We start from the raw sequence: 24,992 nt of genomic DNA, 5'->3' as shown, positions 1-24,992 counted from the left end.
GACGCCGCGGAACGCCCTGCGGGTGTGGGGGCGCGCCCCGGGGAGAGCTGAGGGCTCAGCCTTCGACGGCGGCGGCGAGCTTCCGCGACTCCGCCACCTCGGCGGACTCCCCCGGCGCCGCCGCGGCGGGCTCTCCCGCCGGAGCAGGGCCGCCGGCGAGGGCCGCGTCGACGGTGGCGCGGGCCCGGCGGGTACGGCGCAGCGCCCGCACCGCCAGCCCGACGGCGACCAGCCAGGCGGCGGCGAGCAGCACGTACACCACCACCGGCACCGAGCCGCCCACGCCGCCGGCGCTCAGCAGCGTGCGGGCGTTCGTCAGCACGATCACGCCCCCGATCACCGCGCCGAGCAGCTGGGCGGGGACGATGCGGACCAGCCAGGCCGCGATCGGCGCGGCGATCAGGCCGCCGACCAGGAGAGCGGCCACAGTGGGCAGCAGGAAACCCTCGGAGCCCAGGCCGATGAGGAAGCCGATGCTGGCCGCGCCGGCCACCACGAACTCGGAGGTGTCCACCGAGCCGATGACCTTGCGGGGTTCCATCCGGCCGGAGACCAGCAGCGCCGGGGTGGCGACCGGCCCCCAGCCACCGCCGCCGGTGGCGTCGACGAAACCGGCGACCAGGCCGAGCGGGGCGAGGAAGCGGCTGCGCAGCCGGCCGGCGGCGCGGTTGGCGCGCAGCGGCCGGGAGAAGCGCACCAGCAGGTACGCGCCGAGGGTGAACAGGATGGCGGCCATCCACGGTGCCGCCGTCTCGGTGGAGATGGAGCTGAGGAACGTCGCCCCGGCGAACGCGCCGACCGCGCCCGGGAGCGCGATGCGGCCGACCACCTTCCAGTCGACGTTGCCGAACCGCCAGTGCGAGAACCCGGCGGCGAGCGTGGTGCCGATCTCGGCCAGGTGCACCGAGGCGGACGCGGCGGCCGGTGCCACGCCGGCGAACAGGAGAAGCGTCGAGGAGGTCAGCCCGTACGCCATGCCGAGCGCGCCGTCGACGAGTTGCGCGGCGAGCCCGACGAGGGCGAGGACCAGCAGCTTGCGCACGAGCGCCCCCTGACTTTTCGGTATCTCCTATCGGCTTGGTCGACAATGCGGTACGAAGGCGCCCCGGGTCAAGTCCCCCATCCGGTTGATCAGAGACGCCGGACGGTGTGGTCAGCTCCAGGCGCGCGGGTCGGCGGCCAGCTCGTTGACCCGGCCCGGCAGCGAGCCGGCGGCGACGTCGGCGATGGTGACCAGTTCGAGGATCTCCCGCTCGCTGGCCCGCAACGCGATCCAGACGTCCTGCAACGCGCGGGCCGCACCCTGGTAGCCGAGCTGTTCCGGGCGCTGCCCGCGCACGTGCGCGAGTGGACCGTCGATGACGCGGATCACCTCGGCCAGGGAGATCTCCCCGGCCGGCCGGGCGAGCCAGTAGCCGCCCTCGGGGCCACGCTGGGCGTGCACGATGCCGCCCCGGCGCAGTTGCAGCAGGATGCTCTCGAGGAACTTCGGCGGGATGTCCTGCGCACGGGCGATCTGCTCGGCGGTCACCGGCCGGCTCCGCCCGGTCGTCCCCCGGTCCGCGACCGAGGCCAGCTCAGCGGCCGCGCGGAGGGCGTAGTCGACCCGGGCGGAGAGACGCATAGGGCCAGGTTAGTCCGCTGCGGCGCGGACCGGCCCGCCGACCCGCGCCCGCACGATCACCGACCGGCGTTCAGCCGCCGACGCGCCGCAGCAGCCCCTCCTGGACGGCGCTGGCGATGTGCCGGCCGTCGGTGGTGAACATCCGGCCCGTGGCCAGGCCGCGGGCACCCGACGCGGACGGGCTCCAGCAGTCGTACAGGAACCACTCGTCGGCGCGGAACGACCTGTGGAACCACAGCGCGTGGTCGAGGCTCGCGCCGACCACGCCGCCCGGCCCCCACACCTCGCCGTGCACCGACAGCACCGAGTCCAGCAAGGTCAGGTCGGAGGCGTACGTGAGGGCGCACGCGTGCAGCAGCGGATCGTCCGGCAGCTTGCCGTCCAGGCGCATCCACACCCGCTGGTGCGGTTCGGCCGGGCGGTCGCCGGGGCGAACCCAGCCCGGCTCGCCGACGTAGCGCACGTCGATCGGGCGCGGGATCATCCCCCAGATGCCGAGCCGCTCCGGGTAGCGGGAGAGCCGGTCGGTCATGGTCGGCACGTCGTCCGGGCCGGGCACGTCCGGCGGGAGCGGGGCGTGGTGGTCCAGCCCCTCCTCCTGACGCTGGAACGACGCCGACATGAAGAAGATCGGCTTGTCGTGCTGCAACGCCACCGAGCGGCGCACCGAGAAGGAACGGCCGTCGCGGACGTTCTCCACCTGGTACTCGATCGGCTCGGCCGGGTCGCCGGGGCGCACGAAGTAGCCGTGCAACGAGTGCACGGCCCGCTCGGCGTCGACGGTCCGGCCGGCCGCGACCAGGGCCTGGCCTGCGACCTGGCCGCCGTAGACCCGCTGCGGGCCCACCGGCGGGCTCATCCCCCGGAAGGTCATCTCCCCGGTACGGGCGAGGTCGAGCACCTCCAGGAGCTGGTCGACCGCCGCCTGCCCGGTCGCCACCGCACTGTCACTCACTGCGTCACCTTCGTTCGCGACTGCGGGGCTCGCAAACCCGGCTCACTCCTCGCGCTCACTGGAGAGCCCGGGCCGAAGCGGCGTCGACCAGCGAACCGAGCTGGTGCACGCGCAGCGTGTTGGTCGAGCCGGGGGTGCCGGGCGGGCTGCCCGCCACGATCACCACGTAGTCGCCCGGGTTGGCCCGGTCGAGGCCGAGCAGCGCCTGGTCGACCTGGCGGAACATGTCGTCGGTGTGCTCGACGAACGGCATCAGGAACGTCTCGACGCCCCAGGACAGCGCGAGCTGGTTGCGTACCTCCGGCACCGGCGTGAACGCCAGCAGCGGCAGGTCGCAGTGCAGCCGGGCCAGCCGCTTGACGGTGTCACCTGTCTGCGAGAACGCGACCATGGCCTTGGCGCCGATGGCCCGGGCGATCGACGAGGCGGCGACGGTCAGCGCGCCGCCGTGCGTACGCGGATCGTGCTGCAGCCGGGGGACGGCGATCGAACCGGCCTCGGTGGTGGTGATGATCTTCGCCATGGTGCTGACGGTGAGCACCGGGTACTTGCCGACGCTGGTCTCGCCGGAGAGCATCACCGCGTCCGCGCCGTCGAGCACCGCGTTCGCCACGTCGGAGGCCTCGGCACGGGTCGGGCGGGAGTTCTCGATCATCGAGTCGAGCATCTGGGTGGCCACGATGACCGGCTTGGCGTTCTCCCGGCACAGCTGCACGGCGCGCTTCTGCACCAGCGGCACCTGGTCCAGCGGCAGTTCGACGCCGAGGTCGCCGCGGGCGACCATGACGCCGTCGAAGGAGAGCACGATCGCCTCCAGGTGGTCGACCGCCTCCGGCTTCTCGACCTTGGCCAGGACCGGGCGGCGCACGCCCTCCTCGTCCATGATCGAGTGGACGAGCTTGATGTCCTCCGGTGAGCGGACGAAGGAGAGCGCGACCAGGTCGACGCCGAGGCCGAGGGCGAAACGCAGGTCCTCGGCGTCCTTGTCGGACAGGGCCGGGACGCTCACCGCGACGTTCGGCAGCGAGACGCCCTTGTTGTTGGAGACCGGGCCGCCCTCGGTGACCAGGCACCGGATGTCGTTGCCGGTGACGTCGCTGACCTCGACCGCGACCCGGCCGTCGTCGATCAGCAGCCGGTCGCCCGGCTTCACCTCCTGCGGCAACTTGCGGTAGGTGCAGGAGACCCGCTCCTTGGTGCCCGTCACCTCGTCGCCGGTGATCACGACCGAGTCGCCGGTACGCCACTCGTGCGGGCCGTCGGCGAACCGGCCGAGACGGATCTTGGGGCCCTGGAGGTCGGCGAGCACGGCGACCGGCCGGCCGGCCGCCTCAGCCGCCTCGCGGACCAGCCGGTAGACCGACTCGTGGTCGGCGTGACTGCCGTGGCTGAAGTTGAGCCTCGCCACGTTCATACCGGCTTCGACAAGCCCGCGGATACGCTCCGGGGAGGCGGTTGCGGGGCCGAGAGTGCAGACGATCTTCGCGCGGCGTGTCACGCCCATCAGGCTAGTCTCTCCTCCGGATCGGCCTCCCGGCCGACCCCTTGCGGACTGCGGAACAGTTGTCCAACGACGCGCGTCAACCGCGTGGGCGGGCGGTAGGCGTACCGCACCGGAACGTCGTGTGGCGGGCATCGGCGACCGCGCGGTGAGAAATCGTACCGCTCGCCGTCACGGGCCGGCCGGGGGCAGGGCCGGGCCGCCGCGCCCGGCCGTACGGCCGTGGGCGGGCCGGGGGTACGCGGCAGCGCACGGCGCCGCCGGAGAAGGCTCGCGCGGAGCCTCAGCTCTCCGTCTTGACCAGCGGGAACTCCAGTGAGCCGGCCGGGCAGAGGAAGATGAGCACCTCGACCCGGTAGAGCCCGGCCTGCACCGCCGGGTCGGCCTCCATCACGCTGCGGACGTCGTCCACCGAGCCGGTCCGGGCCAGGCCGAAGCCGATCGGCGGGTCGGGCTCCCGGGCCGGACCGTCCACCGACCCGTCCACGAGCACGATGCCGCGCCGTTGCAGCGCCTGCATGTGCTGGAGGTGCTCGGCCTGCAACCGCTGCACGGTCTCGTCCGGCAGGGCCCGCCCCGAGGGCCCCGGGTAGAGCACGATGCACTCGTACGTGTCAAGCGCGAAGTCGAGCTGTGGCGTCGCGGCCATGCGCACCTCCTGACCCCCGTTCCGCCCAGCCTCCCACGGCGACCCGGTGCGCGGGGGCCGCTCGCCGCAACTGCCCGGGGATGCCGCCGATCCCATGGCGCCGTCGGGGCCGCCCGACCCGGACGCCCGGCCCCTTTCGCGGAATGTGATCGAGCAACTACTGTCAGAGGGATTCTCGCGAGTGGGGGTCCGCTGTGGAGGAGTTCGACTACGTCATCGTGGGGGCCGGCGCGGCGGGATGCGTGCTGGCCAACCGGCTCACCGAGGATCCGGGGACGCGGGTGCTGCTGCTGGAGGCGGGCGGCTGGGACCGCAGCCCGTACGTGCGGGTGCCGAAGGCGTTCTCCCGGCTGATGGACGACGAGCGCACCGCCTGGCACTACCCGGCCACCACCGGGCCCGGCCGCCAGGAGATCTGGCAGCGCGGACGGATGATCGGCGGCTCGACGTCGGTCAACGGCATGATCTGGAGCCGCGGCGCGGCCCGGGACTGGGCCGCCCTGGAACCGCTGGGCTGGGGCTGGTCGGCGATGCGGACGGTGTTCCCGCAACTGGAGGACCACCCGCTCGGGCCCGCGCCGCACCGGGGCACGGGCGGACCGGTGCGGCTGTCCATCGCCACCGGCACCGACCCGCTCGCCGAGGAGATGGTGGCCACCGGCGCCGAACTGGGCTGGCGCCGGGCCGACGACCTGGACGCCCACGACGACGAGCGGATCGGCTACCCCACCGCCACCATCCACGCCGGACGCCGGGTCAGCGCCGCGGACGCGTTCCTGCACCCGGTCCGGCGCCGGCCCAACCTGACCGTCGAGGTCGGCGCCGTCGTCCTGCGGGTGCTCGTCGAGGGCGGCCGGGCCACCGGCGTACGGGTGGCCCGGGGTGGCCGGGAGACCGAGTACCGGGCCGCCGGTGAGGTGATCCTCGCCGCTGGCGCCCTCGCCACCCCGCACCTGTTGCAGGTCTCCGGCATCGGCCCGGCGGACACGCTTCGCGCGGCCGGGGTGCCGGTGCTGCTCGACCGGCCCCGGGTCGGCGCCGGGCTGCGCGAGCACCGGTCGATGGTGCTCCAGTACCGCCTCGCCGGACCCGGCGGCCACAACATGACCATCGGCAGCCCACTCGGGCAGGCCCGGGCGACACTGCGCTGGCTGCTCACCCGGGGCGGCCCGCTCGCCCTGCCGGTGCTGGACGTGGCGGCCCACCTCAAGTCCCGGCCGGAGCTGGAACGCCCGGACGCGCACCTGCTGATGGCGCCGTTCTCGGCCGCCCCGCCGCGCCCCGGCAGGGCGCTGGTGCTGGAACGGGAGCCGGGCGTGATGTGTCTGGGCACCGTCACCAGGCCGGACAGCGAGGGCAGCCTGACGATCACCGACGCGGACCCGCGTACGGCGCCGGCCATCGTGGCGAACTACCTGACCGCCGAGCACGACCGGCGGGTGGCGGTGGACCTGTTCCGCCGGATGCGCGAGTTCTTCGGCACCGGGCCGATCGCGAAGCGGATCAAGGCCGAGACGGTGCCCGGCCCGGCGGCCACTACCGACGCGGAGATCGTCGACGCGGCGGTGGCACGCGGATACTGCGGCTACCACGCGGTCGGCACCTGCGCGATGGGCGACGGCGACGACCACGTGGTCGACCCCGAACTGCGGGTCCGCGGCGTGGACGGGCTGCGGGTCGTCGACGCCTCGGTGCTGCCGGTGATGGTGGCCGGCTGGACCAGCGCGCCGGTGAGCGCGCTGGCCTGGCGGGCCGCCGACGTGATCAGGGACGCGGACTGACCCGCCCGACGCCGCACCACAGGGCCGGGCGCGCCCGGGCGCGCGCGACGGCGGGCCCGGGCACGTCCGTCAGACCGCGAAGCAGTTCGGCCGGACCGTGGCGCCCGCGAGCACCTGGCGCACCGCCGTGTACGTGGTGCCGTCCAGCACCAGCCCGAGGTGGCCGACGACCCGTAGCGGGCACCACGCCTGTACGAGGATGTTCGTGGCGCCGTCGGCGAGCACGGCGTTGTCGACCGGCCGGACCAGTTCGTCCTGCCAGGTGCGTACCGTGGCCCAGCGCACCGGGCCGGGGGTGTCGTCCCCGGCGTTGAGGTCGGCAAGGAAGCTCGACCCGATGGTCATCTGCTGGCAGGCGATCACCCCGGCGCAGCTGCCCAGCCCCAGGACTGCGAGAAGGTTCGCGACGTAGGTGCCGTACTGCGGGCTGCCCAGGCTGACGTACTGGTCGACGGTGGCCGCGCCGCCGAGGTACTTGACGTACCAGCGGCTGACCAGGCCGCCCTCGGAGTGGCCGACCAGGTCGACGCGGGCCGCGCCGGTGGTGGCGCGCACCCGGTCCACGTAGGACGACAACGCCCGGGCCGACTCGCGGATGTCGCCGAGACCGAGGTTCGGCAACTGGAAGATCGAGACCCGGTAGCCGTCGGCGCGCAACCGGGCGGCGATCGGTCCGTAGGCGATGGCGATTCCACTCAGGCCACCGACCACGACGACCGGGTCGGCGGCAGCGGCGGCGGCCCGTTGCGCTGCGGTGACGGCGGTGGCCGTGGTCGACGGAGCGGGGGCTTCCGCGGCGGCGGCCCTGTTCGGCGGGGCGGGGGGTCTCGCGTCGGCGGCCTGGGCGGCGGCCGGTACGAGCAGGACGGTGGCGGCGGTGGTGGTGACGGCCAGGATCGTTCGGAGCAGCATGGGCTGCACCTCCGGAGGGGGGAGGCACCCGGGCGGGCCCGGGGGGACGGGTGGGATCCGATCGATCGTGGACACGATGATGCGTGTCCGATTTCACACACGTCAATGGAAAGTTACGCGGCGGTAACCCTTGTCGCGCCCTGCGCGCAAACCGGCATGCCGGACCGGGCTCAGTTGCCCAGCGCCTGAACCTTCGCGATGGTCTCCTGCACGTGCTGCCGGGCCGGCTCCCCGCCCTGCGCGGCCTGCGCCAGCGCCTGCCGGTAGGAGTCGATGACCCCGATCAGCGGGCCCGCCGTGGCTCCCTCCAGCGCACCCGCCACCAGCGCCCGCGCCTCAGCCGCGTCCTGCGCGGCAGCGGCGGTGCGCGCCTTGGCCTCGTCCAGCTTCCGTGCCGCCGCCGCCAGCCTGGCGATGATCTCCGCCGCGCTCACACGCCCTCCCCCAGCTCCACCCGTCCCCGCACCCTACCGTCCCACCCCACCCCACCACCTTCGCGATCTTGCACTGTCCGCCCGCCCACAAGCCACATATGCCGCACCGTCGGGGCCGCAACTCCATGATCGACGGAGGAAAGGGGCAGGGGTCAGCGGAGGAGGCGGAACAGGAGGAGGTAGAGGCAGAAGAAGGACGGGGAGACCAGCGCGCAGATCACGAAACCGAGCGGAACGTACCGCCCGGGCGGCGGTGCGTCACCCTCCAGCGCCGGGCGGCCCCAGCGGGCGAGCACGACCTGACCGGCCACGAAGGACAGCAGCGGCACACCCGCGCAGGACAGCGCCGCCACCAGGTCCAGCCCGGACACCGGCATCGACGAGCCCACGATCGCGATCAGCATCAGCAGCGAACCGGCGAGCGCGCAGCCCCCGTACACCGCCACCGCCCGGGCCGGCGCCGACCAGGTGGGCAGCAACACCGGCGTGCGGGCCAGCGCGTCGGCCTGCTGCCCGTACCCGTCGGCCTCCTCGGCGAGCCGGCCGGCCGCCGCCAGCTCCGCCGCCGGGTCACCGGCCCGCGGCGCCGGAACAACCCCCGAGGGGTACGCCCCGACCTCCGGCCGCCCCGGCGCGGCGGCTGCGCCGCCGGTCCCCCCGTCCCCCGGTCCGGGTGCGGGACCGGGCGCTCCCCCGCCGGCCGCCATCGCCGGTGCCGGCGCCTCCGCCGGGACCGACGTCATCGGCACGCCGATCGCCTGCCCGAGCCGGTCCAGGTGCTGCCCCTGGGCGGCGAGCCGCTGCCCGAGCGAGTCGACGGCGCTCTGCAGGCCACGGCGGCGCTCCGCCTCGGCGGCGATCTCCCGCTCCCCGCCCCGCTGCCGCGTCGACAGCTCCCGCAGCAGCGCCGCGTACTCGTCGAATCCGCTCATGTGTTGTCTTTCGTCAGCGACTGCGGGGCTCGCAAACCCGGCTCACTCCTCGCGCTCACGGGGAGCCATCACCCCCGGCGAACGGCACGATCAGCGCGGTGCGGTGCTCGTGCCGGTCGACGAGCAGAGCACGGCCGTCGCGCGGGACGTATGCGAGGTCGTGCACGCCGAGGTGCAGGCCCAGGTCGGCGGCGGGGACGTTGAGCGCGACCAGGCCGGTCACGTCGTCGCGGTGCCCGCTGCCGCCGAGGTCGTCGGCGAGCCGGCGCAGCCCGCGCCACCAGCCGAGCACGTGCACGCCGCGCGCCGGGCCGTGGCGCAGCACGGCGCGCAGGTCGTCGTACCCGGATCGGAACGTCGCCGGGTCGGAGGCGGCGAGCGTGGTGGCGGCGGCGTCCATCCCGAACACCACCAGGTAGGTGCGCCCGGTCGCCGGGGCGTCGCCGGTCGCGGCGTCGGCGAGCTGGGCGCGCAGCGCGCCGGCGTCGAGGCGCCGGACCGGGTGCCCGGCGGCGGCGAGCGTCATGGCCAGGTCGTCGGCGGCGTCGGTGGTGCCCGGCGCCAGTGGCGCGAACAGGAACCGGGCGGTGCCGGGGGCGTGCTGGCGGGCCAGGGCCAGGGTGGCCGACCGGAGCACGTCCGCGCCGGCCGGGGCGGTGCCGACCACTGCCAGGTGCCGGCCCGGGCTCGCGTCGAGCCCGAACCCGGCCGGGCTGCCGGGGACGTCGACCACGCGGCCGACGAGCGCGTACGGCGGGTCGGCGCCGGGCGTCAGCGCCGTCCAGGCGGGATCGTCGGTGAGCAGCGGCGTCTCGTGTCCCCGGAAGACGGCCGGCGGGCGCGACCCGGCCGGGCGGGCCGCGTGCAGTTCGTGGCGCAGTGCGGCGAGGTCGACCGAGGCGGCGTGCGCGTCGGGGAACCGCACCTCGACGTCGGAGCCGGGCGCGCCCGCGCCGGTGTTCACCACGGCGGCGCCGACGGTGAGCCCGCGTGCGGCGTCGTTGCGCGGGTCCAGCACGGCGTCGCCGCCGGGCAGCGCGATACGCAGCGGAAACTGCCCGAAGATGGCCTCGGCCCGGCCGTAGAGCGCCTCGATGCCGGTGGTGCTCTGGCTCGCCAGCACCAGGTGCAGGCCGTACGAGCGGCCCTTGCGGGCCAGCTCCTCGATCAGGTCGACCGCCTGCCGGGCGAGCGCGTCGTTGCCGGCGAACAGCACGTGGAACTCGTCGACCACTGTGACGATCCGGGGTGGCCGGGCGTCGGGCGGCAGGTCCGCCAGGCGGCTGACCCCGTGCCGCTTCAGCAGGTCGGCGCGGCGGCCCAGTTCGGCGCGCAGCTCGCGCAGGACCGCCACGCCGTACTCGCGGTCGGACTCGATGCCCACCGCGTCGGCGTGCGGCAGCCAGGACGGGTCGCGGCCGGTGGGCACGAACTCGGTGAAGCTGACGCCCTCCTTGAAGTCGAGCAGCATCAGCCGCAGCTCGGCCGGGGAGTAGCGGGCGGCCAGGCCGTAGAGCACGTCGAGCAGCAGGACCGTCTTGCCGGCGCCGGTACGCCCGCCGATCAGCCAGTGCGGGGTCACGTCGTCGAACGCCACGCTCAGCGGACGGCGTCCGGCCCGGCCGAGGACGGTACGCAGCCCGGAGGCGGCGGACCCGGCCCAGCGCTGCGCCGGGAGCAGGTCGGCGAACGTGACGCCGTCCTGGACGGCGGCCTCGGCGTACCGGCGGGCCAGCGCGGTGACAGAGGCGTGCGACGGGTCGCCGTCGAGCACCACGGGCGCGGCCAACCCGCTGCCGTCGGTGCTGAACGGACGCCCGGGCGGGTCGCCGACGAGGGTGTAGCGCTCGGTGACCCGGAGCTGGGTGGTGGCGCCCAGCGGCGGCGCGGCGCCCGGCCCGGCCGGTGGATGGCCGGCCAGCAGCACGCAGACGGCAGCGGCCGGGCCGGCGTGGGTGAGCGCGGCCAGACGGGCCAGTTCCCGGGGCGGCGGCGCGGACGCGGCGACCACCACCAGCAGCTCGCGGTCCTCCGGCGCGGACCGCTGGGCGGTGCGCGCGTGCCGCTCGGCCGCGTCGAGCAGGGCCGTCCTCTCCGCCTCGGTGGTCGCCGCCGGGGCGAGCACCCCGGCGTCCTGCAGCGGGCGCAGCGGCAGGAACACCGCGCCGAAGGCGGCCTGGTCGATCCCGGCCACCCGGATCGCGCCGGCCGGCGCGGCGGTCAGCAGCCGTACCACCACCGCGCGCAGCAGCTCGCCGACGCGCGGGTCACGGGCGTCCGCGTCGACCGCCAGGTGCGCGCCCGCACCCACCGGCACGAGCACCGGGAACGCGCCGTCGACTGTGGTCGCCGCGCCGAGGCGTACCGGAACGGGGTGGGTGGCGACGCGTGCGGTGCCGGGCACCGCGGCGGCCAGCTCACCGCCGAGCCGGGCCAGCCGCGCGACCAGTTCGGGGCTGCCCACCGGCGCCGGACCGGCGGCGCCCAGCAGCCGCCGGGCCGCCTCCCAGTGCCGCACCGCCCGTCGATGCCGATCGACCGCCTGCCGGTACGCCGTCGCGAGTCTGCCCACCGTCCGCCCTCCGACGTCTGCGATCGAAAGGGAACCCTAACGGACGCGCGCCGCACCGGCACGGGGCGCTCCGCACCGGGGATTCGTCAGCTGTTCACGCGCCGGCGGGCGGGCGCGCCGCCCGCCGTTCCCCCGGCCCGGCTTGCCTTCCCCCAGGCAATGTGTGCACAGGAAGGCGACGACGTGACCACCTCACCTCTTCCCCGGCGGTCCCTGCTGCGCGGCGGCGTGGCCGGCGGACTCGGCATCGTGGTGGCCGGCAGCCTGGAGGCCATCGCCGGCCCGGCCGCGGCCCGGCCCGCGTGCCGCCCCGCAGTCGGCTACGGCGACCTGGTGCCGGATCCGGCCGGTCTGCTGGCGCTGCCGCCGGGCTTCTCGTACACGGTCGTCGCACAGGCGGGCGCGACGCTGCTGGAGTCCGGGCAGCCCACCCCGAGCGACGCGGACGGCACCGGCTGCTTCCGCGGTCCGCACGGCTCGGTGCTGGTGAACAACCACGAGATCGGCGGCGACGAGCCCTACCCGGTGCCGGCGCTGTCAGGCCTCACCTACGACCCGGGCGCCCGCGGCGGCACCACCACCATCGAGGTGGACAAGCACGGGCGGCGGCTGCGCGAGTACGTCAGCGTGGCCGGCACGCACAACAACTGCGCCGGTGGCATCACCCCGTGGGGCACGTGGCTGACCTGCGAGGAGACCGAGCAACGGGCCGGTGGGCGGTTCCTGAAGGACCACGGGTACGTCTTCGAGGTCGACCCGCACGACCGGTCCGCCAACACCGATCCGGTGCCGCTGACGTTCCTCGGGCGGTACTCGCACGAGGCGGTTGCGGTCGACCCGTACACCCACTCGATCTACCTGACCGAGGACGCGAGCGGGCCCAACGGCCTGTACTTCCGGTGGACGCCACCGCCCGGCTTCCGGGCCGGCAAGGGCGCGCTGCGGGCGCTCGCCCAGCGGCCCGACGGCGCGACCGCCGGCAGCCTCGCCGCGATGCGCTGCCTGCGCGGCGACGGCCACGTGGCCGACCTGTCGGAGGCCACCACGCCCGGTACCCGCTACCGGGTGGAGTGGGTCGAGGTGCCCGACCGCGACGCCCGGACCGTGTCCGTGCGCAAGCAGTTCACCGATGACGAGGTGACCCGCAGCCGCAAGCTGGAGGGCGCCTGGTGGGGTGACGGCGGCGCCTACTTCGTGGCCAGCTACGCCCGGCTCGACGACGGCAGCACAAACGAGCACGACGGCCAGGTGTGGTTCTACGACCCGCGCCGGCAGACGGTGACGCTGAAGACCATCTTCGGGGTGAACACCGACCCGGAGGCCGACGACGGCAACTACGACGGGCCGGACAACATCACCGTCTCGCCGTACGGCGGGGTGATCCTGGCCGAGGACGGCGAGGGCGTGTCGCACCTGGTGGGCGTCACCGAGCAGGGCAAGGCGTACCCGCTGGCGCGCAACGAACTCAACGACAGCGAGTTCACCGGGCCGACGTTCAGCGCGGACGGGAAGACGTTGTTCGCCAACATCCAGTCGCCGGGGTACGTGTTCGCGATCACCGGTCCGTGGGGGCGGCCGAGCAACGCACACCGCTGAGGGGGCGGCCGGTGGTTCCCGGGCGGGAACCGCCGGCCGTCCGATCTGCTGTCACTGGCCTTCGCGTACGCCGATCTCCTTGGCCAGGTCGACGAAGCGCTGCCAGGCGACTGGTTCGAAGGCCAGCATTCCACCGGCACGGTCCTTGGTGTCTCGGACCAGCACGACGCTCGCGAGGTTGTCGGCGACCTCCACACAAGAGCCGCCGTTGTTGCCGCTCTTCGTGCTCTTGCGCCATCGCGCACCGGTCATGTCCATGATCCTGCCGCTTCCCTGATCAGGTCTAGTGACTGGGTTCGGGAGAGGGCCTCGCCCCTGATGCGCTCCCACCTACGGCTGAGCGTAGCAACGGCAGCAGCCTCATTAAGGAGCTGCGCGGACGCCTGGCTGTCGACGTGCGCGACATGCTCACCGGTGGGCAGTTCGGCGAGGATGAAGCCACCACCGAGCCCTGGGTACAGGCCGATGTCCCTCGGCACGACGTGTATCTGCATCCCGGGCAGGGCTGCGCAGCGGACCAGATGCTCAAGCTGCTCCCGCATCAGCTCACGGTCGCCGTAGGCCGACTGATGGAGCACGCCCTCGAAGATGACCGCCACGACCAGGGGCGGCCGATCCCGACGGAGGATCACCTGTCGTTCGATCCGCGAGGCGACCAGCTCATCGACCTCCGCCGAGGTCAGCGCCTCGCCCGTGAGGGTGGCCCGCGCGTACGCCTCCGTCTGCAACAGGCCGGGCACCCACGTGTGCTCGAACCAGCGGATCGCAACGGCATCCCGTTCCCAGTCGACCCACTCACGCAACCACGGCGGCTCGCGGCGCTTGAGGACATCGGGCCAAAGATCCCCAACGTCCCGGTGGAGGAGCGCGGCCACCTGGGCACGTCGGCGAGGTTGCGGAACACGTCCCGGAGAGATCCAACGGGCCGCCGTCTTCGGATCCACGCCGGTCTGAGCTGCGAGGCTCTCTGCCGTCTCGCCAGCTTCGGCCATCGCCACCTGGAGTGCGTGATTCATCCTTCCTCCCCTATGGACGTCCAGGACACCCCGACACCATACGACGACGCTGTGTATTGGTCCCGTAGCCGTCGGCAAGGTGGCGTACAGGTGATGCAGCCAACGTCCCAAGGGGGGAAGTCCGTGCCCGACGACAAGCTGAAGGCGAGGCATACCAGCGCACCGCCGACCACGCCGACGGATGCTCGCCCGATCAAGGCGGGGGATCTCCTACGCCTCGGCCGCACGGCGAGCGTGCAATTCTGTCGCCCGATCACCGTTCGCGTGATCCGGGAGATCGAGGATCGCCACACGTACGACGGCTGGACGTGGATCGAGGCGTACGAGCTGAACGCCAAAGGCGACGCGGTCAGCAAGCGAGAGCTGTTCGTCCAGCCGGCCGGGCTGCAGTGGCTGGACGTCAGGACCGGCGAAGACGCGGTCGTCGGCCACCGTCTGCAGATGGCCACGCGGACACGGGTGCCGGCGTGAGCACCGGCACCCGCCCTCATTTGCCAATGCGACCGCTCTGGATCTGCAAGCGCTGTGCTCACCCGTGGCCGTGCGCGGAGGCTCGGTTAGCGCTGCTCGCCGAGTACGCGGCTGATCGCCTCGCCCTGTCGGTCTATCTGTGCGGGCAGCTCTACGACGCGGCTCAGGAACTGCATCGCCTCAACCCGCACGAGGCCCCGAGCCCGCAGGCGCTGTTCGCCCGCTTCGTCGGCTGGGCTCCGTTGCGCTCGCCGCCGCTTCCATGAGGACGGATGCGCTACGCCTCCACGGCTCGATCCGTCGACCTCGACCCGAGCGCTTCGGCGATGGCGGCGAACTCCGCGAGAGCTGCTTGCAGATCGTCGACAATCTCCTGGGCGATCACCTCGGGTGGCAGTAGCGAGTCGGCGTCCTCCAGTGAGGCGTCCTTGAGCCAGGTGATGTCGAGGTTGACCTTGTCCCGGGCGATCAACTCGTCGTACGAGAACGCGCGGAAGCGCTCGGTTTCCACCCGCTCGGCACGGTCCTTGCCTGGCAGGTAGCAGTCGACGAAGTCCTGGAGGTGCTCGCGGCGCAGTGGGTTCTGCTTGAGAGTGAAGTGCTGGTTGGTACGGAAGTCGTACACCCAGAGCTTCTGGGTCCACGGCTCCTCACGGGCACGTTTGCGCTCGAAGAAGAGCACATTGGCCTTCACACCGCCCGCGTAGAAGATGCCGGTGGGCAGCCGCAGCAGGGTATGCAGGTCGTACTGCTTGAGCAGCCGACGGCGGATGGTCTCCCCCGCGCCGCCCTCGAAGAGCACGTTGTCGGGCAGCACGACGGCGGCGCGGCCGTCGATCTCCAGCAGGGAGGCGATGTGCTGGACGAAGTTGAGTTGCTTGTTGGCGGTGGTGGCCCAGAAGTCGCCCCGCTCGATCTCCCGTTCCTCGCGGCTGGACCGGCCGTCCTCACCGACGACCCGGATCGAGGAGCTACGGCCGAACGGCGGGTTGGCCAGCACGAGGCTCACCCGCCTGTCGGGCTCCTTGCCGAGTGCATCCCGGACGGCTATGAGGGATGGTCCGTTCGGCGTGCCGATGCCGTGCAGCAGCATGTTCATGGCGGCCAGTCGGGCGGTGCCGTCGACCAGCTCGGTCCCGGTGATCGCGCCATTGGCGAGTCGCCGCCGCTGGTCGGGGGTCAGCGCGCCGCCGTGGTGCCGCTGAATGTACTCAAAGGCGGCGAGCAGGAAGCCGCCGGTGCCGCAGGCCGGGTCGGTGATCGTGTCGTCCGGCGTAGGCAGCATGCAGTCGACCATCGCGGCGGTCAGCGCGCGGGGCGTGAAATATTGCCCCGCGCCGGACTTGGCGTCCTCCGCTCCCTTGGCGAGCAGTTCCTCGTAGGCGTCGCCCTTGACGTCGACACCGGTGCCCGACCAGGACTCCTTGCCGATCAGGTCCACGATCAGCCGCTTGAGCTTCGCCGGATCCTGAATCTTGTTCTGGGCCTTGCGGAAGATGGTGCCGAGGGTGCCGCCCTCCTTGCCCAGCCCGGTGAGGATCTGCCGGTACTGCGCCTCCAGGGCATCGCCTTCGGCATCGAGCAGGGTTTGCCAACTTAGCTCGTCCGGCACGATCTGTTCGGGCTTCATGGTCCGACGGGCGCGCTCGTCGGCCATCTTGAGGAACAGGAGGTAGGTCAACTGCTCGACGTAGTCGATGGTTGAGACGCCGTCGTCGCGCAGCACGTCGCAGTAGTTCCACAGCTTCTGCACCAACCGACGCGAATCCACAGTGTTCACAGCGGCAGTGCCTCCTGCTGATAGTTGTTGCCGGTCACCCTGGTCGGCGGTGCCGCCAGCTCTTTCCGGGTACGCGATGCGCGTGCTTTCTGCTTCGGCGCGGCGGCTGCCCGCTCGGCCCGAATCCGGGCAAGCAGCTCAGACGCCGGCTCGTCGTCCGGATCCTGCGGCACGAGCCGCCCGGCAAAAGCCTCCGCTAGCAGTGACGACCGAAGCAACCTGGCTCGGTGTTCAACTTCGGTGAGCAAGGCGTCCAGGCGCGAGATTTCCGCATCGAACCTTCCAAATAGCTCGACACGGCGTTGTTGCTCCTCAATCGGCGGGAGATCCAGCGTCACGGACTTCAAATCGCGACCCGATATCCCCGCCTGACCAGCGGTGGTCTTCACCATACCTCTGATCTGCTCACGCCCCCCGCCAACGCTACAAGCCATAGCAACATATTCCGGAAGCGCCTTGCCCCGATCAAGGACGACACGAATCAATTTGTCAGGATAGGTGAGATCACCAACGCCTTGGGGCACGAAAGCACACGCTCCGACATACTCCGGGTTCCCGTTGTAGCGCGTGAATAGCAGATCCCCCTCATGCAGCAGACTGCCCCGCGCCCTCAGGTCATCCGGACCTCGACCAGAATAACGAACGTCCGAGATGTCGAGCGAAAGTGGCCGGACGGATCCGATCCGTAGGATGGGAACGCCGCAAGGCTCGGAGCTGGGGCGCGACACGAACACCCCGTTGCGTACTGAGGTCGCCAGAGATGCGATCGAGGCAGACTCCACTGCTGCCCGCGCAGACTCCTGCTCGACAACCTTCTGAAGAACGCGACGGCGAAGCCGCGAAATCCTTTTCCGAGATTCTGCAATAAGGACTCCCGCCGCGATGTGCCGTGATAGGTATTCATCTAAGTTGGCGACGATCCGTCGCTGCTCCGCCAGCGGCGGCAGCGGCACAGGAAGCTGCCGAAGTTGCTCTTGGGGGAGATGTTTGATCGTGCTTCCGGTAGCCCAACGCGCCAGTAAGCCACGGAGGCTGAGATGCTCAAGCAGGTAGCGCAGGTAGCGCGAATCTATGCCACCGAGAGGGCGCACCCGGTGCAGCGCCTTCTGGAATGCCATATAGGCGTCGCCGCCACTCCATACCGCACACCGACCGATCTCGCCACCCTCACAAATCAGAAGGTCGCCGTTCCGGAGTCTAAAATGCTCTTCCTGCTCAGGCGGTATGTCCATTGTCAGGACGTCGGACGAGTCGATGCGCCCCCACTGAACGTTGACGTTACGTAGATATGGACGCAGATGATCGCCCGAGGATCTTGCACGATCGAGCATCTTGCCCAGAGATGTATCCGCGATCTGACCCAGCGCCGCTTCAACCCATCCAGCCGGCAGTTGCGTCACGCGGACAACTCCTGGTTCAGCTCCGTCAGCAGTGGCTCGGCGCGCTCACCGAATGCGCCCGCGTACCCGTCGATGCCACCCCGCTCGGTGAACGGCGCGCCCTCCAGGTCGTCCGGGCTGATCTCCACGCTGACCGCTATCACGTCTTTGATCCTCTCCAGCCACCACGCCTGATCGGCAGTGAACGTAGCGCCCGCCTGCTCCTGCCGCAGCAGCCACCCACGGAAGCGTTCCTCGACCAGGCTTCGGTACGGGCGCAGCTCCTGATCCAGCCCCAACTCATACCGTACGAGGCTGACAAGATCGGTGATGCCCCGGCTGCCGGGAGCCTCGGCGGTGCGCCCGAGCAGGACGTACGACTTCCACAGCGACTCCGGCGTCCACGCCTGCGGCGGCCGGGCGATCCGCGCGGCCAGTTCCTTGAGCTGCTCGTAACCCACCCGGCCCCGGCCCTCGTAGAAGACCTGCAACGCGGTGATCTCGTCGCGGTGCTCCTCCAGGTAGTCGTGCCAGCTCTTGACAGTGACCTGGGCGCGTTCCTCGGCCGGCACGCCCTGCGCCGAGATCAGGCGGTCGGCGTTCACTTCGTCGATGGTGATGTCGTGTGCCCGGCGGATCTCCAGGATGCGTTCCCGCAGAGGCGGGTTCGCGGCGAGCGGGCGCAGCGCGCCGGCCAGCAGATCCCGCACCGCAGCCGGGCCGGCCTGAGTCGCCGGGTTGAGCTGTTCCGGGGCCACCGCGTCGGTGAGGCCACGCACGATGTCCCTGAGCGGCTGACCGGCGAGGTCGGCCAGCTCGGCGCGTTCGTCGTCGGCGAGCTGCTGGTTGAGCCGGGCCAGCCGGGAGGCGAGCGTGGCCACCTCGTCGGCGTCGGCGGTCAGCGTGCCGGCCTTGCGGAGCAGGTCGCGCAGCGAGATCTGGCGTTCCGTATGGCGTTGCAGCGGGACCGCCTCGTCCAGGTCGGCCTCGGTGACACCGACCGCGTCGACGATGACGAAGCGGTCCTTGACCTCGGCGTCCGGCGTGACGGCCTGGAAGTCGGCGGCGTCGATGGTCCGGGCGCCGCGCCCCTTCATCTGCTCGAAGTAGGTGGAGCTGCGCACCGGGCGCAGGAAGAAGACGCACTCCAGGGGCCGGACGTCCGTGCCGGTGGCGATCATGTCCACGGTCACCGCGATCCGCAGCTCGGGGCTGTTGCGGAACGACTGGATCAGCGTGTCCGGGTTGTCGCCCTCGCGCCGCGAGGCGTACGTGATCTTCTTGACGAAGTCGTTGCCCCGGTTGAAGACGAGCCGGACCATCTGCACGATCTCCTCGGCGTGGTTGTCGTCCCGCGCGAAGATCAGTGTCTTCGGCACTGTCGACCGGCCCGGGAAGATCTCCTCGAAGAGCTTGTCCCGGAACGTCTCCAGCACCAGTTTGAGCTGGCCCTTCGAGATCACCGACCGCCCGACCTGGCTGCCGCCGTACGTGAAGTCGTCCTCCAGCTCCTGATAGCGCTCAGCGCGGGTACGCCGGTCCCGCAACGGCACGACGGTGCCGGCCTCAATGTCCGCGCCGCTCTCGGTGATCTCGGTCTTGATCCGGTAGACGTCGAAGTCAACGTTGACCCCGTCGGCGACGGCCTGCTCGTAGGTGTACTCGGAGACCAGGTTCTGCTGGAAAAAGCCGAGTGTCTGCTTGACCGGCGTGGCGGTCAGCCCGACCACGAACGCGTCGAAGTACTCGATGACCGCCCGCCACTTGCCGTAGATCGAGCGGTGGCACTCGTCCACCACGATCAGGTCGAACGTCTCCGGCGGAAGCTGCGGGTTGTAGGCCACCTCGGCCGGCTCGTCCAGGTCGTAGCTGTCGTAGTCGCGATCGTCCACGTCGACGTCGGGCAGCTCGACGCCACGCAGCGCGCCGTAGAGTCGCTGAATGGTGGAGATGACCACGGCTGACGAGTCGAGCATGCCGGTGCTGGAGAGCCGGTCCACGTTGTAGAGGTCGGTGAACTTCCGCCCGTCGTCGGGAGCCTGGTAACTGGCGTACTCCCGCAGCGTCTGCTTGCCGAGGTTGTTGCGGTCGACCAGGAAGAGGATCCGGGCGGCGCGGGCGTGCTTGAGCAGCCGGTAGCTGGCGGTCACCGCGGTGAAGGTCTTGCCCGCACCGGTCGCCATCTGGATCAGCGACCGCGGACGGTCCTCGGCCAGCGACCGTTCCAGCCCTGCGACGGCATCGACCTGCGCGGGTCGCAGACCGAGCCGGTCCAGCGCCGGCATCCGCCGCAGCCGGGCCCGCAGCGTCGGTGCGGCCCGGTCGTCGTCGGCCTCCCGCATCCACCGGGCGAGGGTCGCGGGCTGGTGGAAGGCGAAGACCTCCCGGGTACGCGGGAACGGGTCCAGCCGGTTGACGAAGGCGGTCTCCGTGCCGGTGGCGACGTACCCGAACGGCAACGGTTCGTCCCGCCGCCAGGCGCTGAGCTTCTGCGCCGGGGTCAGCCCGCTCAGGTAACGGTCGAGCTGCGCCTCGACTCCGCGCGGGGCGGTGCCCTCCCGCTTCGCCTCGATCACCCCGACAAGTCGCTGGTCCACGTAGAGCAGGTAGTCGGCGCGGCCGGTGGCGAGCGTCACCTCGCGGACGGCGACGCCGGTGGCCGCGAACAGGTTGATCTGGTTCTCGTCCTGCACCACCCAGCCGGCGGCTCGCAACTGCCTGTCGATCTCAGCCCGGGTCTGCACCTCGTTTAGTGGTTCGTGGGAGGCGCGGCGGGCACGGGCGATGAACTCCTCCCGCCGGGCGGCGGAGACCCGTGCCGGCTTCCGCTGCTCGGCGGCCCGCTGCGCCTCGTGCGCCGCCGGCTCCAGGCTCGCCACCAGGGCGGCGGCCTCGCCCTGGCGGGCGCTCGCCGCGTGGACCGCCTGTTCCGCCGCCGCCTGCGCGTCGGCCTGGGCCTGCACCAGGGACAGCTTGCCGTCGAGCAGCAGCTTGGTCTGCGCCAGCTCGTTCTTGTAGCGCTCAAGCTCGGCCGCAAGCGCCTCGGCGACGCTCTGGGGCACCTGCTGGGGAGGCGGCGTGGGCGGGACAAAACCGATCGGCGAGCGGTCGCCGGTCAGCGCGCGATGGAACCAGACGCCCAGCTCGAAACAGGTCCGCAGCAGCTCCAGCGCCGCGCGCACCTCACCCAGATGATCGTGTACGGCGCGGTTGCCCTGGTCACGCAACCGATCGAACGCACGGTAGATCTCCGGGACGAGAGTGCCGTTGGCCTGGAGCGCCTGCACCCGGTGGAAGAACTTCTCCGACTGCGGCCGGGCGTCGGTGCGGCGCACCAGGTCCTTCGCCAGCTCGTCGCCGAAGGCACGGATCTTGAACATCGCCGCCTGCGCGTCGACGTAGACGAGCAGCTCGGCTCCAGCGCCGTACCAGACCAGAAGCGGATGATCCTTGAGGAATCCGAAGTTGGCGGACTGCTCCGCCAGCCGTCGTACCTGTCGCTGATCCACAGCTCTCCACGCGCGTCGCCGGGAATGAACACGTCAGGATAGAAACGATCGATGCTTGACGCAGCACAATCGAACGCCGGAATCAGGTATCCGACAGAACCCGCTGAGCCCTTCGTTCCCATGAATCTTGGTACGCGCACGGCCCGCGAGGGGCGCCCACGTACCAAGATCTCGTCTAGCGTGGTGTGGCACGGCAGCCGGGGTCGGGGCCTGCGTCGGCCACCCCGCAGTGGAACACCTCGACCGGGGCGGCGTCCACATCGGGCACCTTCGCCACGGTGAGCAGCGCCAGCCGCTTCGCCACCGGTTCGCCGGAGTCCGGGGCGTACCGGATCAGGCCGCTGACCCCCGGGTAACCGCCGGCGGCGTTCTGCCGCAGCACCTCGGCGTGCACCCCGACCGGATTCACCGAGCGGGGCTCCCAGCGGCGGCCGGTGTCCGCGTGACGCAGCCGGGCGGCGAGGCTCTCCAGCGCGCGTACCGTCATCATTGTCGCGTCGTAGGCCAGGCTGACCCGCTCGCCGACCGGCGGGCCGGTCCCGGCGCGGCAGCGGGGCGGGTCGAGCAGTCCGTCCGCGCCGATCCAGGTGAGGAAACTGCCGCGGGCGTCGTCCCGCCCGGCCTGCGCGGTCCGCAGCGCCGCGCAGGTGGCCAGCGCGGCCTTCGACACGTACGTGACCGGCAGGTTGCCCGGCGCGCTGGCGCGCAGCCCCGGGTTGGCCATGTAGCGGTTCACCGAGTCGTCGGCGACCAGGTGCCGGGGCGGGTTCGCGCCGCACTCCTTGAGCGCCCGCATGAACCCGTCGAACTCCGACCAGCGGCCGGCGAAGAAGAGCATCCCGGGGTAGCCGCACTCCTGGGTGAGCCGCCGTCCACTGCGCCACTCGTCGAGCCGGGTGATCCGGTCGCCGAAGCGTTCCCGCAGGCCGTCGACGAGGGTGGCGACGTAGAGGTCGTCGGTGAGCGAGCTGCGGTCGCCGGTGGTCCAGTAGACGTGCGCCTCCCCCACCCGCAGCACCTGCCGGGCATACGCCTCGACCATCCGGGCCTGGTCCCGGTTCGGCGCCGACATGGCCAGGTAGAGGCTGGAGTTGGCGTCCATCCGGTCGGCCGACAGCGTGGGGGCGAGCACCGGCAGGCCGACCCGGTTGAGTTCGCGCAGTGCCGCCGCCGTACTGGTGCGGCTGTCCACCAGCCCGACCACGCCCAGCACCGTGGGGTCGTCGCGGGCCAGCCCCTCCAGCATCCGTACCGCGTCGCCGGCGTGCCGCATCTGCCGCCCGGCGTTCGCCACCACGATGTGCAGCAGCGCCGCGTCGTCCGCCGCCGCCGACTCCTGCAGCAGGGCGTACTGGGCGGTGGCCATGCCCTCCAGTTCCTCCCGCTCGGAGACGTAGGACTCCTCGTCCGCCCGGGTCCGGTTACCGGTGAGGCTGCCCAGGTAGACAAGCGTCAGGTAGGGGCGGCGGTGGTCGCTGCGCCGCCACACCTCCTCGGCGGCCCGGTTCTGGGCGAAGATGCGGCGCTGTACGGCGCGCAGCCGGTCCTGCCCGGGCTCGCTGTTGAAGACCTGCCCGGCGGTGTCGCTGTAGCCGACGCACTCCCCGCCCACGAGCCGGACGGAGACCCGGTCGGCGGGCCAGGGGCGGCAGTCCGGCGCCCACCGTCCGTGCGCCCACACGCCCAGCCCGGCGACGAGCGCCAGAGCCACCGCGGCGGGCAGGAACCGCCGCGCCCACCAGGGCGGGTCGGGCGCGACCAGGGCCGGCGGGACGCCTCCCACCGGGACGTCGACGTCCCGGTCGTCCGCCTCCAGCAGCATCAGCCAGGCGCCGGGGCGGCGCAGCCGGCGGTTCTCCGGCAGCGCCTCGGCCCACTCCTCGTACACCTCCTCGGCCTGGGTGAGCGGCCGGGCCGCGGCCGGTTCCGGCGGCGGGTCGGCGGCGACCGCGACGACGAGCAGCGGGTCGTTGCGGCCGGTCTCGTTGCGCACCTCGTCGACGAGCCGGACCAGCGTGTGCCCGACGTTGTCCGGGCGGGCGCCGTCGAGCACCAGCATCGGATAGGCGGTGCGGCGCCAGTCTCCCGGCCGCCAGAACCGCCGCCGGTACGCCAGGCGCAGGTCCTCCAGGAACGCGTGCAGCAGCAGCTTCTCCACCTGGGCCGGGTGTTCGCCGTCGCGCCACCCGGCGGTGAGCCGCTCGGCGAAGCCGAGGAACGTCACCGACTGCCGGGGCGCCAGGTACTGCTGACGCATGAACCAGCGGTACTGCCGGCCCACGAGCGGCACCCGGCCGGACACGGCGATCCGGAACACCACGCTGGGCACGGCCCGCCACAGCAGCCAGAGCAGCAGATGCACCGCGGTGCCGAGGCCGGAGTCGCCGCCGACCTGGGGGTCGTCCCCGGCCCGCCGTCCCCGCCAGTCCCGCAGGCGGCGCACCAGCGCGGCCCGGCCGCTGTCGGCGGCGTCCAGGTCCACGGCGAGCGTCTGGTGCATCAGCCAGTCGGCCAGCGGGTAGTGCCGGAACCGCAGCCGGGGAGCGCCAAACGCCTCCACCGAGAGCTGCCGGTGCAACTCGCGCAGGACGGCCGCGACGTCGTCGCCGGCGGGCCGGCCGGCCAGGTCCAGCACTGCGTGCGGCACCCGCCGCCCGGCCCGGCGCGCCGCGAACCGCCGCAGCAGGGCCGCTGTCGCACCGTCGGCGGCGGGCCGGACCAGCCAGAGCAGCGGCAGCCGGCGGTCGCCGCGGCGTGGGCGGCGCAGCAGCCGGGCCAGCAGGGTGAGAAGTTCCGGGCCGCCGGACGGGAGTTGCTCGCGGACCGGCCGCGGCCGGGTCACCGGTTCGCGCATCGTCACCTCCGGGTGGCACAGGGTGTCACACCATTGTCGACGCTCGATGCAACCGCAGGAGGGCCCCGCTCGACGGGTGCCGAGCGGGGCCCTCCTCGTCGTACGGATCAGCCGATCGCGGCGGTCAGCGCGGCCAGGTAGCCGTAGCGGTAGCCGCTGGCGTTCGGGTGGTACGCCTCGATGACGCCGCTGACGTCACGGATCCACGGATCGGCGGCGCACACGCCGTGGCCGGTGAAGACCGTCCGCGCGTCGACGAACGTACCGCCGGCCGCGCCGGCCCGGCCGGCGATGACGCCGTTGAGCGTGTCGGCGGCCTGGTTGAGGATGGTGCGCTTGTAGCTGCTCATCGCGAACAGTCCGCAGTAGCCGGTCTCGAACAGCCGCGGGTAGCCGAGCACCACCAGCCGGGCGTTCGGCGCCCGGTTGCGGATCGCGGTGTACGTGGCGTCGAGGCGGGCCGGCAGCGTCGTGGTGGCGAACGCCTTGGACTCGTTGACCGCGCTCTCGCAGCTGGACGTGCTGCCGAAGCGGCAACTGGTCATCACGTCGGCGAAGCCGGCGTCGTTGCCGCCGATGGTGATGGTGACGAGCGTGGTGCTGCTGCTGAGCTGGCCGACCTGGTTGTTCAGCACGTCGGCGGTGACCGCGCCGCCGCAGGCCGGGAACTTGAAGCTGGTGACCGAGTGGGCGGCGGCCCACAGCGGGGCGTACGACTTCTGGCTGCGCAGACAGGTGGACAGGTCGTACGGGCCGGCGCCGACACCGGAGGAGTAGGAGTCGCCGAGGGCGACGTAGTTGACGGTGGCCGCCCGGGCGACGCCGGGCAGGAGCACGGCGCCGAGGACGGCCGCCAGGACGGCGGCGAGCACGGTACGGACGCGACGGGGCATGGTAGAGCCTCCACGGGGCAGGGGTGGTGGAGCCCGTTGACCGCGCGCGTGGCCGAGGGATCGGTGCTGTTACTGGTCGGTAATGCTATCGAAACATTCACCGAAATAGAACAGGTGAGTTCGGCGAGCCGGGG

General features: G+C 72.1%; 20 protein-coding genes. 4 read left to right on the top strand and 16 right to left on the bottom strand.

Features of this window, described 5'->3' with window-relative positions:
* Nucleotides 1-55: 55 nt before the first annotated feature.
* The 5 genes from GA0070215_RS12520 to GA0070215_RS12500 all read right to left on the bottom strand — a co-directional run bounded on the left by GA0070215_RS12520 (nt 56) and on the right by GA0070215_RS12500 (nt 4,729).
* A complete protein-coding gene (locus GA0070215_RS12520) occupies nt 56-1,042 on the bottom strand; it encodes a sulfite exporter TauE/SafE family protein (RefSeq protein ID WP_091045451.1) in 987 nt (328 codons plus the stop codon).
* A 111-nt stretch (nt 1,043-1,153) separates the two neighbouring features.
* Nucleotides 1,154-1,624 (bottom strand): RrF2 family transcriptional regulator, encoded by a 471-nt coding sequence (locus GA0070215_RS12515; RefSeq protein ID WP_018785185.1) that lies wholly within the window; start codon nt 1,622-1,624, stop codon nt 1,154-1,156.
* 70 nt (nt 1,625-1,694) lie between these two features.
* Nucleotides 1,695-2,579, bottom strand: coding sequence for an acyl-CoA thioesterase (locus GA0070215_RS12510; RefSeq protein ID WP_026267826.1), 885 nt, complete (start codon nt 2,577-2,579; stop codon nt 1,695-1,697).
* A gap of 55 nt (nt 2,580-2,634) precedes the next feature.
* Nucleotides 2,635-4,083, bottom strand: a complete 1,449-nt coding sequence (pyk, locus tag GA0070215_RS12505; RefSeq protein ID WP_026267827.1) for a pyruvate kinase — start codon at nt 4,081-4,083, stop codon at nt 2,635-2,637.
* Nucleotides 4,084-4,363: 280 nt separating this feature from the next.
* The gene (locus GA0070215_RS12500; protein WP_018785188.1) at nt 4,364-4,729 is read right to left on the bottom strand and encodes a YciI family protein; all 366 of its coding nucleotides are present in this window, start codon (nt 4,727-4,729) and stop codon (nt 4,364-4,366) included.
* Between the two features lie 194 nt (nt 4,730-4,923).
* Between GA0070215_RS12500 and GA0070215_RS12495 the strand changes: the two genes are divergently transcribed.
* Nucleotides 4,924-6,510, top strand: a complete 1,587-nt coding sequence (locus tag GA0070215_RS12495) for a GMC family oxidoreductase (RefSeq protein ID WP_091045449.1) — start codon at nt 4,924-4,926, stop codon at nt 6,508-6,510.
* Nucleotides 6,511-6,579: 69 nt separating this feature from the next.
* On the opposite strand, the gene GA0070215_RS12490 is transcribed toward GA0070215_RS12495, so the two are convergent.
* The 4 genes from GA0070215_RS12490 to GA0070215_RS12475 form a co-directional block, all read right to left on the bottom strand.
* Nucleotides 6,580-7,422 carry a lipase family alpha/beta hydrolase gene (locus GA0070215_RS12490; protein ID WP_091045446.1) on the bottom strand — a complete coding sequence of 281 codons (843 nt, stop codon included), beginning with the start codon at nt 7,420-7,422 and terminating at the stop codon, nt 6,580-6,582.
* Between the two features lie 170 nt (nt 7,423-7,592).
* Nucleotides 7,593-7,856 (bottom strand): DUF6244 family protein, encoded by a 264-nt coding sequence (locus GA0070215_RS12485; RefSeq protein ID WP_018785191.1) that lies wholly within the window; start codon nt 7,854-7,856, stop codon nt 7,593-7,595.
* 152 nt (nt 7,857-8,008) lie between these two features.
* Nucleotides 8,009-8,788 carry a hypothetical protein gene (locus GA0070215_RS12480; RefSeq protein WP_091045442.1) on the bottom strand — a complete coding sequence of 260 codons (780 nt, stop codon included), beginning with the start codon at nt 8,786-8,788 and terminating at the stop codon, nt 8,009-8,011.
* A 55-nt stretch (nt 8,789-8,843) separates the two neighbouring features.
* Nucleotides 8,844-11,360: an FtsK/SpoIIIE domain-containing protein gene (locus tag GA0070215_RS12475; RefSeq protein WP_091045439.1), complete on the bottom strand. Its 2,517-nt coding sequence runs from the start codon at nt 11,358-11,360 to the stop codon at nt 8,844-8,846.
* 183 nt (nt 11,361-11,543) lie between these two features.
* On the opposite strand from GA0070215_RS12475, the gene GA0070215_RS12470 reads away from it, so the two are divergent.
* Nucleotides 11,544-12,956, top strand: a complete 1,413-nt coding sequence (locus GA0070215_RS12470; protein WP_091045436.1) for an alkaline phosphatase PhoX — start codon at nt 11,544-11,546, stop codon at nt 12,954-12,956.
* Nucleotides 12,957-13,007: 51 nt separating this feature from the next.
* Here GA0070215_RS12470 and GA0070215_RS12465 read toward each other — a convergent pair whose 3' ends face one another.
* Both GA0070215_RS12465 and GA0070215_RS12460 read right to left on the bottom strand, forming a co-directional pair.
* Nucleotides 13,008-13,208 carry a DUF397 domain-containing protein gene (locus GA0070215_RS12465; protein WP_091045431.1) on the bottom strand — a complete coding sequence of 67 codons (201 nt, stop codon included), beginning with the start codon at nt 13,206-13,208 and terminating at the stop codon, nt 13,008-13,010.
* On the bottom strand, nt 13,205-13,972 hold the full coding sequence (locus GA0070215_RS12460) for a DUF5753 domain-containing protein (RefSeq protein WP_091045427.1): 768 nt from the start codon (nt 13,970-13,972) through the stop codon (nt 13,205-13,207). The genes GA0070215_RS12465 and GA0070215_RS12460 overlap by 4 nt, the downstream gene beginning before the upstream one ends.
* A 123-nt stretch (nt 13,973-14,095) precedes the next feature.
* On the opposite strand from GA0070215_RS12460, the gene GA0070215_RS12455 reads away from it, so the two are divergent.
* Together GA0070215_RS12455 and GA0070215_RS12450 are read left to right on the top strand one after the other, a co-directional pair.
* Nucleotides 14,096-14,443: a hypothetical protein gene (locus GA0070215_RS12455; protein WP_377468759.1), complete on the top strand. Its 348-nt coding sequence runs from the start codon at nt 14,096-14,098 to the stop codon at nt 14,441-14,443.
* Between the two features lie 26 nt (nt 14,444-14,469).
* Nucleotides 14,470-14,709, top strand: a complete 240-nt coding sequence (locus tag GA0070215_RS12450; protein WP_091045424.1) for a hypothetical protein — start codon at nt 14,470-14,472, stop codon at nt 14,707-14,709.
* Between the two features lie 11 nt (nt 14,710-14,720).
* Here GA0070215_RS12450 and GA0070215_RS12445 read toward each other — a convergent pair whose 3' ends face one another.
* From GA0070215_RS12445 to GA0070215_RS12425, 5 genes are all read right to left on the bottom strand, one after another.
* Complete coding sequence (locus GA0070215_RS12445) at nt 14,721-16,196, bottom strand: type I restriction-modification system subunit M (RefSeq protein ID WP_244166969.1); 1,476 nt, start codon at nt 16,194-16,196, stop codon at nt 14,721-14,723.
* Between the two features lie 23 nt (nt 16,197-16,219).
* A complete protein-coding gene (locus GA0070215_RS12440) occupies nt 16,220-17,623 on the bottom strand; it encodes a restriction endonuclease subunit S (RefSeq protein WP_091045418.1) in 1,404 nt (467 codons plus the stop codon).
* On the bottom strand, nt 17,620-21,111 hold the full coding sequence (locus GA0070215_RS12435; protein ID WP_141708187.1) for a DEAD/DEAH box helicase family protein: 3,492 nt from the start codon (nt 21,109-21,111) through the stop codon (nt 17,620-17,622). The genes GA0070215_RS12440 and GA0070215_RS12435 overlap by 4 nt, the downstream gene beginning before the upstream one ends.
* A gap of 175 nt (nt 21,112-21,286) precedes the next feature.
* Nucleotides 21,287-23,965 (bottom strand): type 1 periplasmic-binding domain-containing protein, encoded by a 2,679-nt coding sequence (locus tag GA0070215_RS12430; RefSeq protein WP_091045558.1) that lies wholly within the window; start codon nt 23,963-23,965, stop codon nt 21,287-21,289.
* 107 nt (nt 23,966-24,072) lie between these two features.
* Nucleotides 24,073-24,858, bottom strand: a complete 786-nt coding sequence (locus tag GA0070215_RS12425; RefSeq protein WP_026267830.1) for an SGNH/GDSL hydrolase family protein — start codon at nt 24,856-24,858, stop codon at nt 24,073-24,075.
* Nucleotides 24,859-24,992 lie beyond the last annotated feature (134 nt).

Source organism: Micromonospora marina (assembly GCF_900091565.1).
GTDB classification, from domain to species: Bacteria; Actinomycetota; Actinomycetes; order Mycobacteriales; family Micromonosporaceae; genus Micromonospora; species Micromonospora marina.
The sequence above is the reverse complement of the archived record's forward strand: the minus strand, read 5'-3'. Positions and strand labels throughout refer to the sequence as shown.

What these genes read in the sequence shown, in the direction of transcription:
- GA0070215_RS12515 (WP_018785185.1), bottom strand. Translation starts at nt 1,624, where the DNA reads ATGCGTCTCTCCGCCCGGGTCGACTACGCCCTCCGCGCGGCCGCTGAG.
- pyk (WP_026267827.1), bottom strand. Translation starts at nt 4,083, where the DNA reads ATGGGCGTGACACGCCGCGCGAAGATCGTCTGCACTCTCGGCCCCGCA.
- GA0070215_RS12500 (WP_018785188.1), bottom strand. Translation starts at nt 4,729, where the DNA reads ATGGCCGCGACGCCACAGCTCGACTTCGCGCTTGACACGTACGAGTGC.
- GA0070215_RS12490 (WP_091045446.1), bottom strand. Translation starts at nt 7,422, where the DNA reads ATGCTGCTCCGAACGATCCTGGCCGTCACCACCACCGCCGCCACCGTC.
- GA0070215_RS12480 (WP_091045442.1), bottom strand. Translation starts at nt 8,788, where the DNA reads ATGAGCGGATTCGACGAGTACGCGGCGCTGCTGCGGGAGCTGTCGACG.
- GA0070215_RS12465 (WP_091045431.1), bottom strand. Translation starts at nt 13,208, where the DNA reads ATGACCGGTGCGCGATGGCGCAAGAGCACGAAGAGCGGCAACAACGGC.
- GA0070215_RS12460 (WP_091045427.1), bottom strand. Translation starts at nt 13,972, where the DNA reads ATGAATCACGCACTCCAGGTGGCGATGGCCGAAGCTGGCGAGACGGCA.
- GA0070215_RS12450 (WP_091045424.1), top strand. Translation starts at nt 14,470, where the DNA reads ATGCGACCGCTCTGGATCTGCAAGCGCTGTGCTCACCCGTGGCCGTGC.
- GA0070215_RS12430 (WP_091045558.1), bottom strand. Translation starts at nt 23,965, where the DNA reads ATGCGCGAACCGGTGACCCGGCCGCGGCCGGTCCGCGAGCAACTCCCG.
- GA0070215_RS12425 (WP_026267830.1), bottom strand. Translation starts at nt 24,858, where the DNA reads ATGCCCCGTCGCGTCCGTACCGTGCTCGCCGCCGTCCTGGCGGCCGTC.